This window comes from Pseudoalteromonas sp. TB25, assembly GCF_000497995.1.
Taxonomy (GTDB): Bacteria; Pseudomonadota; Gammaproteobacteria; order Enterobacterales; family Alteromonadaceae; genus Pseudoalteromonas; species Pseudoalteromonas distincta.
The window spans coordinates 1-11,252 of the sequence record NZ_AUTI01000265.1; the positions used below are offsets into that span (position 1 = coordinate 1).

12 protein-coding genes are annotated in these 11,252 nt (G+C 38.6%); 3 read left to right on the forward strand and 9 right to left on the reverse strand.

Annotated features, from left to right (window positions below; genetic code table 11):
* From L652_RS0108590 to xerD, 3 genes are all read right to left on the reverse strand, one after another.
* The coding region (locus tag L652_RS0108590; RefSeq protein ID WP_024603402.1) for a DHH family phosphoesterase at nt 1-1,001 on the reverse strand (1,001 nt) is incomplete at its 3' end.
* 81 nt (nt 1,002-1,082) lie between these two features.
* Entirely contained in the window at nt 1,083-1,811 is a 729-nt protein-coding gene (gene dsbC, locus L652_RS0108595; RefSeq protein WP_024596174.1) for a bifunctional protein-disulfide isomerase/oxidoreductase DsbC, read from the reverse strand.
* A 63-nt stretch (nt 1,812-1,874) separates the two neighbouring features.
* Nucleotides 1,875-2,801, reverse strand: a complete 927-nt coding sequence (gene xerD / locus L652_RS0108600; RefSeq protein ID WP_024590718.1) for a site-specific tyrosine recombinase XerD — start codon at nt 2,799-2,801, stop codon at nt 1,875-1,877.
* A 94-nt stretch (nt 2,802-2,895) separates the two neighbouring features.
* Here xerD and fldB point away from each other — a divergent pair, with 94 nt between their 5' ends.
* Nucleotides 2,896-3,417, forward strand: coding sequence for a flavodoxin FldB (gene fldB / locus L652_RS0108605; RefSeq protein ID WP_007583764.1), 522 nt, complete (start codon nt 2,896-2,898; stop codon nt 3,415-3,417).
* An 84-nt stretch (nt 3,418-3,501) separates the two neighbouring features.
* Here fldB and L652_RS0108610 read toward each other — a convergent pair whose 3' ends face one another.
* From L652_RS0108610 to L652_RS0108625, 4 genes are all read right to left on the reverse strand, one after another.
* Nucleotides 3,502-3,969 carry a YHS domain-containing (seleno)protein gene (locus L652_RS0108610; RefSeq protein ID WP_024596175.1) on the reverse strand — a complete coding sequence of 156 codons (468 nt, stop codon included), beginning with the start codon at nt 3,967-3,969 and terminating at the stop codon, nt 3,502-3,504.
* A 139-nt stretch (nt 3,970-4,108) separates the two neighbouring features.
* Entirely contained in the window at nt 4,109-4,555 is a 447-nt protein-coding gene (locus L652_RS0108615) for a DUF2147 domain-containing protein (RefSeq protein ID WP_024596176.1), read from the reverse strand.
* Nucleotides 4,556-4,720: 165 nt separating this feature from the next.
* Complete coding sequence (locus tag L652_RS0108620) at nt 4,721-6,430, reverse strand: DUF4153 domain-containing protein (protein ID WP_024596177.1); 1,710 nt, start codon at nt 6,428-6,430, stop codon at nt 4,721-4,723.
* 61 nt (nt 6,431-6,491) lie between these two features.
* The gene (locus tag L652_RS0108625; RefSeq protein WP_024596178.1) at nt 6,492-7,190 is read right to left on the reverse strand and encodes a methyltransferase; all 699 of its coding nucleotides are present in this window, start codon (nt 7,188-7,190) and stop codon (nt 6,492-6,494) included.
* Between the two features lie 75 nt (nt 7,191-7,265).
* Here L652_RS0108625 and srmB point away from each other — a divergent pair, with 75 nt between their 5' ends.
* Complete coding sequence (srmB, locus tag L652_RS0108630) at nt 7,266-8,492, forward strand: ATP-dependent RNA helicase SrmB (RefSeq protein WP_007376476.1); 1,227 nt, start codon at nt 7,266-7,268, stop codon at nt 8,490-8,492.
* Between the two features lie 262 nt (nt 8,493-8,754).
* The gene (locus L652_RS0108640) at nt 8,755-9,075 is read left to right on the forward strand and encodes a BON domain-containing protein (RefSeq protein ID WP_024596179.1); all 321 of its coding nucleotides are present in this window, start codon (nt 8,755-8,757) and stop codon (nt 9,073-9,075) included.
* Nucleotides 9,076-9,650: 575 nt separating this feature from the next.
* Here L652_RS0108640 and L652_RS0108645 read toward each other — a convergent pair.
* Nucleotides 9,651-10,607 carry a mechanosensitive ion channel family protein gene (locus tag L652_RS0108645; RefSeq protein ID WP_024596180.1) on the reverse strand — a complete coding sequence of 319 codons (957 nt, stop codon included), beginning with the start codon at nt 10,605-10,607 and terminating at the stop codon, nt 9,651-9,653.
* A 121-nt stretch (nt 10,608-10,728) separates the two neighbouring features.
* Nucleotides 10,729-11,252 (reverse strand): peroxide stress protein YaaA (locus L652_RS0108650; RefSeq protein WP_024603403.1); only part of this gene is annotated, 524 nt, incomplete at its 5' end.

Consider the following 11,252-nt stretch of genomic DNA (forward strand, 5'->3'; position numbering starts at 1 on the left):
GCTTGCATGCCTTGTTCTATTTCGCGCCTTGCAAAGTTTAAGCTATCGAGCTCGCCAGCTATACTACGCGCTTGGTTTATGTCGGTGCTAAGCAAGCACGCTATACCCAAACTCATGTCGTCTAATCGCCCTGCTGCATTTAAACGCGGCGCAAGTGAAAAGCCAAAGTCGCTTGCGCTTAAGCGGGCAGCATTGCGGTTAGCCACTTCAATAAGCGCGGTAATGCCTGGGCGTGTTTTACCACTGCGAATACGTGCTAAACCTTGGTGTACTAAGGTACGGTTATTTGCATCAAGTGCCACTACATCGGCAACCGTTCCAAGCGCTACAATGTCGAGCAAGTTAGCTAGATTAGGTGGTGGTTGTTGCTCAAAATAACCCAAATCTCGCATTACGCTTCTCAGCGCTATTAATAAGTAAAAAGCAACGCCAACGCCTGCAATAGATTTAGACGGAAAATCACATTCATGTCTATTTGGATTTACTATTGCATCTGCATTTGGCAGCTGCTCACCTTGTAAGTGGTGATCTGTTACCAGCACTTTTATGCCAACCGCTTTTAAAATATCAATACCGGCAATACACGATATGCCGTTATCTACGGTGATCACTAAATCAGGTTTTATTTGTACTATTTGCTCAGCAAGCGCGGGGCTTAAGCCATATCCTAAGCTAAACCTGTCAGGAATTAAGTAATCTAAATGTTTAAAGCCAAACATCTCAAGGCCTTGCATTAATGTTGCAGTGCTTGTTGCGCCATCGGCATCAAAGTCGCCAACTATTAATATTTGGCTTTGCGCTTTTAATGCTTCAATTAATAAGTCGCTGGCTTTGTCGATGTCTTTAAACAATTTGAAGTCGTGAAGCGTAGCTACGCTGTTATTTAGCTCTTCGGCATTGAATACATTGCGGTTAGCATAAATTTGTTTAATTACAGGGTGTAAATTACTCGGCAGATGCGAGTCGTCAACGTTTTCACGCGCAATGATTAGTTTTTTCATGCAGGGTTTTAACTTATTGAGTCGTATTAAAAAGACAAAAAAAGGCCATTAAGGCCTTTTTAATAATAACTAAGCGTTTAATTACGACGCTTTGTTAGCTTCTAATGCTGCTTTTAGTGCTGCTGCTGGCTGGTAACCAGGGATCATTGTACCATCTTCTAAAATAATAGCGGGTGTGCCGCTAATACCAAAGCTTTGACCTAATTGGTAATGCTCTGCAACCGGTGCGCTACAGCCTGCAACTACTTTAGTGCTTGTGCCCGATTTAGCTTCTGTTAGTGCTTCTTGCTGATCGCGTGCACACCATACATTCATTAAATCTGCGTAACCTGAACCTTGTAAGCCACCACGTGGAAACGCTAAGTACTTAACGGTAATACCCGCATCAAGTAAATCGTCTAACTCGCGGTGTAATTTACGACAGTAACCACAGCTAATGTCAGTAAATACAGTAATGCTGTGTTTTTCGTTTGGCGCTTTGTACACAATCATCGATTCTTCGTATTCTTTAAGACCTTCAACACGCACGCCATTTAATGCTTGCTCTGTTAGGTTATTACGATTATTTAAATCAATTAACGTACCTTGCATTAAATATTGACCGTCTGGACTTGCGTAAAGCACGCCCTTATTAGTGATCAATTCTTTTAAACCTGCTACTGGACTTGGATTAATTTGCTTTACAGTTACACCAAGCTCGGCAAATTTAGTAATAATAGGATCATTAGCATCTGGTGTTACAGCAACGCCATTTGCAAATGCACTAATACTTGTGCACAACATGGCACCTGCTAACATTAATTTTTTCATAACTTCTCTCTATCCTAAAAATACTTAATATATTGACCGGCTTAATAATATTTACTTTCAAACTTACGCACGCGGGTGATGCTCTGCGTGTACCGACTTTAACCGTTCATTGGCAACATGGGTATAAATTTGCGTCGTTGATAAATCGCTATGGCCCAACATCATTTGTACCACACGTAAATCTGCCCCATGATTTAATAAGTGCGTAGCAAAAGCATGGCGCATAGTATGGGGCGATAATGGAGACTCAACTGCTGCCAAAATAGCATAGTGTTTAATTCTATGCCAAAAGGTTTGTCGCGTCATGCCTACTCCGCGTTTAGATGGGAACACAAAATCGGTGGCATGTTTTATCATTTGCGCACGACCACCCTTTAAAAATTGCTCAAGCCAATACATGGCCTCTTCACCCAGTGGTACTAACCGCTCTTTATTACCTTTACCTTTTACAAACACCACTGCTTGGCGCAAATTAATTTGCTCCATGCGCAGTCCAACAAGCTCACTTACACGCAAACCCGTTGCATAAAGTAGCTCTAGCATGGCCTTATCGCGCAGTCCCATCGCTTCTTCGGTGTTAGGCGCATTTAATAATGCCTCAACTTCAGCTTCTGAGAGTGTTTTAGGTAACGACTGCCCTGCTTTTGGCTGAGAAATATTTAGCATGGGGGTGTCGCTAATTAGTTTTTCGCGCACAAAGTACTGATAAAAACGTTTTAGCGCACTAATACTACGTGCAGTACTGCGTGGTTTTAAGCCTAAATCGACTCGATGCGCTAAGTAACTTTCAACATCAAGCCCTGTTACCGTCATTAAATTTTCGCCCTTTAAAAATAGGCAAAACTTGTCTAAATCACTGCGATAAGCACTTAATGTGTTTTCGCTTACGCCTTGTTCTAAGTACAGGCTATCTAAAAAGGTTTCTAGGTAGTCGCTATTACTGCTCATACTGCTGTTATTTTCAAAAGAATCGTCAGATAGCGTTGTCACATTATGCTCTCATGCTTTGCTAAGGTATCAATTAAAAATACCTTACGGTAAACTTGAGCCTATCATATCAGGCAATTACACAGTGATAAATACGATGCAAATTGGTTTATTTTTTGGTTCTACTACGTGCTACACCGAAATGGCAGCAGAAAAGATTCGCGACATTATTGGTGCCGATATAGTTACCCTGCACAATATTAAAGACGAGCCACTAAAAAATGCAGAGCAGTACGACTTTATCATCTTTGGTATTTCAACATGGGATTTTGGTGAAATACAAGAAGACTGGGAGTCAAAGTGGGACGACATAGCCGACGTAAACCTAAATGGTAAAACCATTGCTTTATTTGGCATGGGCGATCAACAAGGTTACGGGCAGTGGTTTCAAGATGCGCTAGGCATGCTACACGACGAAATAAATACGCAAACATTTACTCAACTTGGTTTTTGGCCAAACGACAGTAGCTACGAGTTTGAAGCTTCAAAAGCATTGACGCCTGATGGTAAACAGTTTGTAGGACTCGCGCTCGACGAAGACAGTCAATACGAGCTAAGCGACGACCGCATTGCAACATGGGTTGAACAGGTAATGACTGAATACGGCGAAACGCTTTAATTCACTTATAAATACCGAAAAATAAAATAAAAAAGCGCGTAACTATAAAATTAGTTACGCGCTTTTTTATTAATATAAATCAATTTATTGAAACGTCATCACATTGGTTGTTTGTGGGTAGTACCCATCAGCCATAACAATGTACGGTAGTAAATTACTTAACCATTTTTGCTGCACGCTTTGGCTATAATTTAAGTAAAGCTTATCTTCGTGAATATAAAATGCTTCAGGGTCTATCCCTACGGCATTACCCTCATCAGCCATTGCATAAGCGCACCAGCCACCGTATTGCGGTGCATAACGCTTTGGGTTTTCTGCAAATGCCGTTTTATTTTCTTCACTCGAAAAATGCCAGTCAGCACCTAAATAACTAAACGTATATTTGTCGCTGCCTTTAACGGCTTTATTTTGCGTAAAATAAGCAACGCTGTCGTACCCTTTAATAGCCGTGTTATTAAACCAACCCGTATTTACAGCATCATCCTTTGCGCTTGCTCCACCGCTCATTAACAGTGTGCTCAGCATTATTAAAGCAACTATGTACTTAATCATCTTTTTTCCTTTATTATTTACTCAAAATTGAATGCCAATTAAATATAGCTGGCTTAGTGAGTAAGAAAGGCAAAGCGCAAAAATGATTTCAGTTAATACTTAATTATTTAACGTTTAGTAAATAAATAAACAGTAAAACTTACTCTACTTTTAACCAATATTGATTACGGTAAAAAAAGCCAATGTAGCCTCGTACTTCGAGCTTTTTACCTTCATCCTGCGGGGTTAGTTGTAAAGTGTAGGTTTTACCATTTGTTGGGTCGAGTATTTCACCGTCTCCCCAAACGCCATCATCTTGTGCTTTTACACCCGTGATTATAGTCATTCCTAAAATAGGCTGATCTTTTAACTCATCATCGCATTTACTACATATATCATTTTGTTTTGCCGGGTTAAGAATGGTTTCAACTTTGCCGCTTAATACACCGTTGGTTTGGGTAATACGTACATACGACTTAGCTTGGTTTGTATCCTCATCAATCGTTTTCCAAAGCCCTACAGGCGTAATAGCAGCAAACACACCTTGGCTTGCAAAAATGGTGGCAGCTAACGTGCTAAGTAATGCTAATTTATTTAACTTTTTCATTGTGTTGCCTTTTAAATTAAGTGGCCAATGGCTAAATCATATCAGGTGATTTATAAACACACTATTAAAGCGCTGTACATAAAATAAAAAACTAAAAGCAAAAAACCTAAACTAATAATCATTAGTTTAGGTTTAAGGGGCAGTAGCATAAAAAAAAGTTACGTATTACCTCACTTTAAAAACAACATCCCCTATTTTTAGATTTGAATATTCAGGCTCAACTAAAGATAATTCGTTATTATCAATCATGCTTTTAAGGTATCTAATCTCTTCAAGATTTTCGACATTCATATACCTTGATCGCCACTTACCCATGTCGAATAACCAGAAATATGCGGCTATATTTTCATTACTTTCGTCAATCACTATAAAATCGAGTTCATCATCCTTGTTCAAATCCATGCCAATGAAATAGTAAGTATGTTCTTTTAAAGAGTTACGATCGTAAAAATGTTGTTCAGAAAATACTGCCTCTATTAAACCTTGAGGTATTAGCGCTTGTGATGGCCAAAATACACTGCGCTCAATAAAATCACCGACTGTGTGTTCAAGCGTTAAAGCAAACTCATTATTTACATACATCCTATCGATGATAGCGTATTGCTCTGGGTGACTCGTTTCAATTTTCTGTTTTAATAACTGCATAGCTAAATAACCTTGGCGTCCTAAGCTGTACTCAAAATAGTAATAGTCAAACTTTTCTATTGTTACTTTATCTGCATCTAAACGCGCTATTTGGCTGTTTGTAGATAAGCTTTGAAAATTTAATAAAGGGGAGTTAACAGCAAGCATACTAACGAGCACCACCCACCCCATCACAATATTTATTTTGCTAAGCGGCTCTAGCCAATTGTCTCGCTTTGTTATAATTCCAACAAGATAACTAAACGAAAAACACGCCAATAAAAACCAAATCAAAATGCCCCAACAACGATCTACTGTTAGCCCATGCTGCTCTACCCGTAAGTAAATTCCATAGGCAGAAATAACACTATAAACTGGAAGTAACGCAACGCTTATAAAAACGAGTCGGTGCAAGAGCATGTGATAAGGGCGAACTGATGAGTCATCTTTATAAACAGTGTTAACAAAAAACAACGTGAGCACCTGCAGCCACATTACTAATAAACTGCCACTTCCGGTCTCCCATAATTTATTGAGTCCGGTAAAAGGAAGTGTTGCTAAAAAACCGAGAGAAATAACTGATAAAACAGGCAATAAAAACTTAATTAAAGTTTGTAGTAAAAAAGCGATATTATCTTCAATGTTCAAAAGCTTTCTAAATATGATACTCGCAAAGGCAAATGCGAGCGTTAAGGTTGGGATCCAAAACCATTCATCTCTTAGTAGCTCAGAGAAAAAATTTATATCTAAAATATCAAATAAAGCCGCACCTAAATTTAGTATTCCCCAAAAAATAAGTACGAACAGCCAGCATTCTCCAAAAATTATAAAATTACGCCAAGAGAGCTTAAACAAACGACTGTAGCTAACATTTTCTGAACTACCAAATTGTTGAATGTACATAAGGCCTTTAAAGCCAGCTATTAAACTAGTAAAAATAAAAACGGATATTAAATTGCTATTACTTACGTACTCTTGAGGCTCTTGCTGAAAGCCTGCATACGCACCCAGTAAAGATAACAACAAGGAAAAAGGAAGGATTAAAAGTAACGACGTTTTTATATTATTTTTATTAACGGTCATTAGCATTAATAAAGGAAAGCTCATAGAAAATGTAATAAGTGAGACTAACCATGTAGGGCTTGTTGCTGGCCACACATTATTTTCTATACTGCTATATAAAAGGGTAAGAGCAATAGCCTGTACTACGGCAAGTATAATTATAAAGGATTTTGGTAACTGACTATCCATATCTGTTCTCAACAATAGGTTTTAGTCAGTTTGCGTTATTCGTTCCTATTTTACAATTGCTTCACATTTTCAAATAAAATGCTTTGCACAGGGCTATATAATCAGCGGTGTAGGTATTATCTAAGTTTCTAATACACAGAATTGATGTTTCTATATCGCTTTTTACGTAGCTAAATGTCATTAAACTGCGGCTAATATCTTTATTAGGCGTGGCTTTTACTTGGCAGTGAGTATTTAAATAAAGCCCATTTTGAGTAGCAAGCTCTATAAATAATGCGCCTTCAACGCTTGGGAGTATTAAGCTAAAGCGAGAGCGGCTATGGCTTAAATGTTTAAACGCATTAATTAACTCTTCAAAACTTAATCCGTCGGTATGGCGTGCGGCATTACGCGCAGCATTATCGCCTTTTAAACTGTGATTAAAATACGGTGGATTAGAGATAACCACGTCAAATTTAACTTCACTACTAAAGCGTTGAATAGTTTGGTGCGTAATACTTATAGTTGGCCACGGACTATTAGCTACATTTTGTAATGCTTGGGTATAGGCGCTTTCGTCAATTTCTACCGCAGTTATATCAAGCTCATTACTGCGCTGCTTACACATTAGTGCTAGTAAGCCGGTGCCGGTGCCTATATCAAGTAATGACTTTGCGCCGCTTAAATTAGCCCATGCACCAAGCAAAATGCCATCGGTAGAAACTTTCATTGCACAGTGGTCGTGTTCAACTTTAAATTGTTTAAATACAAAACCAGACATTTTTTCACCTTTTCATTCACCAAGCGCAGCATAGCGCGTATAATCAGGGTAATTGTCCCTTATTTTAGACACTCTATGCAATTTTCTGAATTTGATCTTGATAACAAGCTACTCGATGCCATTAATAAAATGGGCTACGAGACGCCAACCAGCATTCAACAACAAGCTATTCCTGAAGCACTACAGGGGCGCGATATTTTAGCATCTGCGCCTACTGGTACAGGTAAAACAGCGGCATTTTTAATTCCGGCTATTCAGTACTTACTGGATTTCCCACGTCGTGACCCTGGTTTTGCGCGCGTACTCGTTATGACCCCAACTCGTGAGCTGGCTTATCAAATTCATGAACAATGTGAACTGCTAGCTAAACGCACACACCTAAAAATTGGTGTAGTAACAGGCGGTATTAACTACGGCACGCATAAAGAAATTTTTGAAAAAAATAATGATATTTTAATCGCCACACCAGGTCGATTAATGGAATACCTAGAAACCGAAAACTTTCATGCTGAACATGTAGAAATGCTTATTATTGATGAAGCAGATCGCATGTTAGACATGGGTTTCAAAAAGGAAATGAGCCGTATTTGTGACGAAGCTAAAAATCGTCGCCAATGTTTTTTATTCTCAGCAACACTTGAAGGTGACAGCGTAGAAAGGTTTGCTGAAAAAACATTAAACGACCCAGCTCTATTAGAAGCCGAATCGTCACGTAAAGAAAAGGCTAAAATTCACCAATGGGTACATTTAGCCGACGATTATCATCACAAACTTGAGTTGTTAGTTAATACGCTAAAAAACCCTGACGTAACTAAAGCGATTGTGTTTGTTAAAACTCGCGAACGCTTAGAAACATTGATTGGCGAACTTACAACTAACGATGTAAAAGCAGCGTGGTTACGCGGCGAAATGCCACAAGACAAACGTATGAAAGCCATGGAAAACTTCCACAGTGGCAAAACAAGCATATTAGTTGCTACCGACGTAGCTGCACGTGGTATTGACGTATCTGACATCAGCCACGTTATTAACTTTGATATGCCGCGTACTGCCGACGTATATGTACACCGTATTGGTCGTACTGGCCGTGCTGGTAAAAAAGGGATAGCAATATCGCTAGTTGAAGCACACGATATTGGTATTTTATATAAAGTAGAGCGCTACGTTGAACAAAAATTAAAACGCCGTGTAATTAGAGGTGTCGAGCCACAGCATAAAGAAGCGAAGCCACCAGCTAAAAAGCGTAAAGATCCAGTAAAAATGAAAGCCAAGAAAAAGGCTAAGGTTAAAAAGAAAAAGTAACCTAAAACATTTTTATACTAAGCCGGCTTTTGTCGGCTTTTTAATGCAAGCTTTATAGCTCTGTCACTTGTACCTGTTACATATGTAACCCAAGCATGTAACTCATACTCATTTAAATGTAATTTTTGCCCACCTGAATTCCCACTTAATAAAATCCCCTTATATTTCATAGTGTTAATATTGGCACCGAAATTGTAACTACAAAGATAACCTAGCCGNCATATTGTGGCTGCACTATTCACCGTAATGTAAGGATTAAGTTATGAACCGCTTCAAGTTAACTATCGCTTTAGTATCATTTTGTTGTTTATTTTTATTAGCTTGCGCTACAAAGGTAAGTGCAGCAACCAACATGGCCGTAGTAAGCAGTGTAGCCACTCAACCTAACTTACAACAAGCTATCACCAACACCCTACGAACTAATCCTAACCTAGCGTTAAGTGATATTCGTGTGCAGGTAAAAAATGGTGAAGTAGATTTATACGGTGAAGCACAAACTGGTTTTCAGCGCGCACTAGCTCAAAAATTTCTAGAAAATATAGATGGGGTTAAAATCATTCGTAACAAAATTAGCGTTATTTAATACGCACCACAAAACCTATTTGTATAACTAATTCATAAGCGCGGCTTGTTACTCCAACACAAGCTGCGCTTTTTTATATTCTGTTTTAAGGCAAATTTTGCAGCTGTGAAGAAGATAAAATAAAGCCTAAGCAATACGATTATTCCTCCCCCTAAAACGATAGCTCACACTTATACTTAAGAAGATAGATTTAGAATTGACGCTAGCGTGTTTGTCTTTGCTCTTTTAACCCTTAAGTTAACCCAATTGATACTGAAAAAGCTTACACAGATTCTTTAGCCGACCTAACGGGCTTAAAAAGGATGATTTATTTAGTTATTGAAATAGATGAGAGCGTTTTTTCAGAGTGTGCGGCAAGGCAGTAAAAAAATCGTTGGGTAAACACTAATCTTACTTGTTAATACTCCCATGGCCAAACGCAACTAATCTGAATTGATATTCAATAAACACAAAACTAGGTATTTAAACTTTTAGCTAATAATCCATTTATAAAAAAGCGCAATTTTACTCTGTAAAATTGCGCTGTTGGTAAGTAACTATTTCCCAATGCTTTTGCCTAATGAGTTTTAACTAAATTACTCACTTTGGCTAGAGTCAGCACCGTCGCTACTGTCTTTATTGGAAGACTGCTGGCTTATTTTATCGCTTATCATGGCATCGAGTTTTTCACCCCCTTTAATGCCAAAGTCGAGCGTACGAATTGGGAAAGGAATACTAATATCAGCTTCGTCTAATGCTTGCTTAACGGCAACAACACCTTTGTGGCGTACCGTCATAAAGTCAGGCTCGCCTGGGTATTTAATCCAAAACCACACCAGTAAGTTAATGCTGCTGTCGCCAAAACCTTCAGCGTATACAGCGGTTTCGTCTTTACGTATTACAAAGTCAAATTCGTTAATTTTATCGACTATAACGTCTTTTGCTTTTTCTATGTCGTCGCCATACGAAATACCTACGGGTACTTCTATACGTCTTATACCTAGCGTGGTGTAATTTTTTAGCACATTTCTAAATAAGACTTTGTTTGGTACAAGTATTAGTTGCCCGTAAAAGCTCTCTATTAGCGTGTTACGTAGGTTTATAGAATGCACCGAACCAAACACATCATCGGTTTCTATTACATCACCTGTTTTAAATGGCTTACGTACACCCATTGCTATACCTGCAATTAGGTTTTCGGTCATGTCTTGAAACGCAAAACCAATGGCTAAACCCACAATACCCGCACCAGCAAGTAGCGAAGTAACGGTGCCTTTTAAGCCAACAAAATCGAGCGCTATAAATAAACCTATGCACAACACAATAACTTTAAATATTGACGCCATTAAATCGGCAATTTGCGTTGAGTCGAGTGAGCGGCGTAATACGTTTTTCATCAGCTTGCCAGCAAAGCGTGCCAATATTGAAAATACTATGGCAATTACAATTGCCACTATAAAATTAGGGATATGGCTGATAACAACATCAAACCACCCTCCGAGCTTTTCCTCTATTAGCTTTTCGGCTTCGCCAACTGACGGAATACTGATCATTTTGTTTGCACCTATTTAATTAATAATCTCATTAATATTAGATATAGTTGCAAATATAACGCCAGTATCAAAAAAGCCATGCAATGCATGGCTTTTCAATTGTCTATTTAAGCTTATAAACCTAACTTTGTTCGTCGCGCATAAATACCGGCTCAAGCTCTTTAACTGTTGCCTCTGGGCTAAAGTAATAACCTGCTACCGTAAACTCTTTAAGTTGGCTTAACTGCGTTACTTTATTTTCGATAATGTAGCGCGCCATCATGCCGCGTGCTTTTTTAGCGTAAAAGCTAATTACTTTGTATTGACCGTTTTTACAGTCTTTAAAGTGTGGGGTAATAATTTGTGCATTAAGCACTTTTTTATCTACCGCTTTAAAATATTCGTTTGAAGCAAGGTTAACTAAATATTGTGCATCTTGCGCTTTTAATACCTCGTTTAGTTTGTTCGCTATTACGCTGTCCCAAAACTCGTATAAGTTTTTGCCTCGCGAGTTTTCAAGCTTGGTGCCCATTTCAAGACGGTAAGCTTGCATTAAATCAAGTGGTTTTAATAAGCCGTATAAACCCGAAAGGATACGTAAGTGGTTTTGTGCGTAATCAAGCTCGCTAGCTTTAAGCGTACTTGCATCTAAACCGCCATATACAT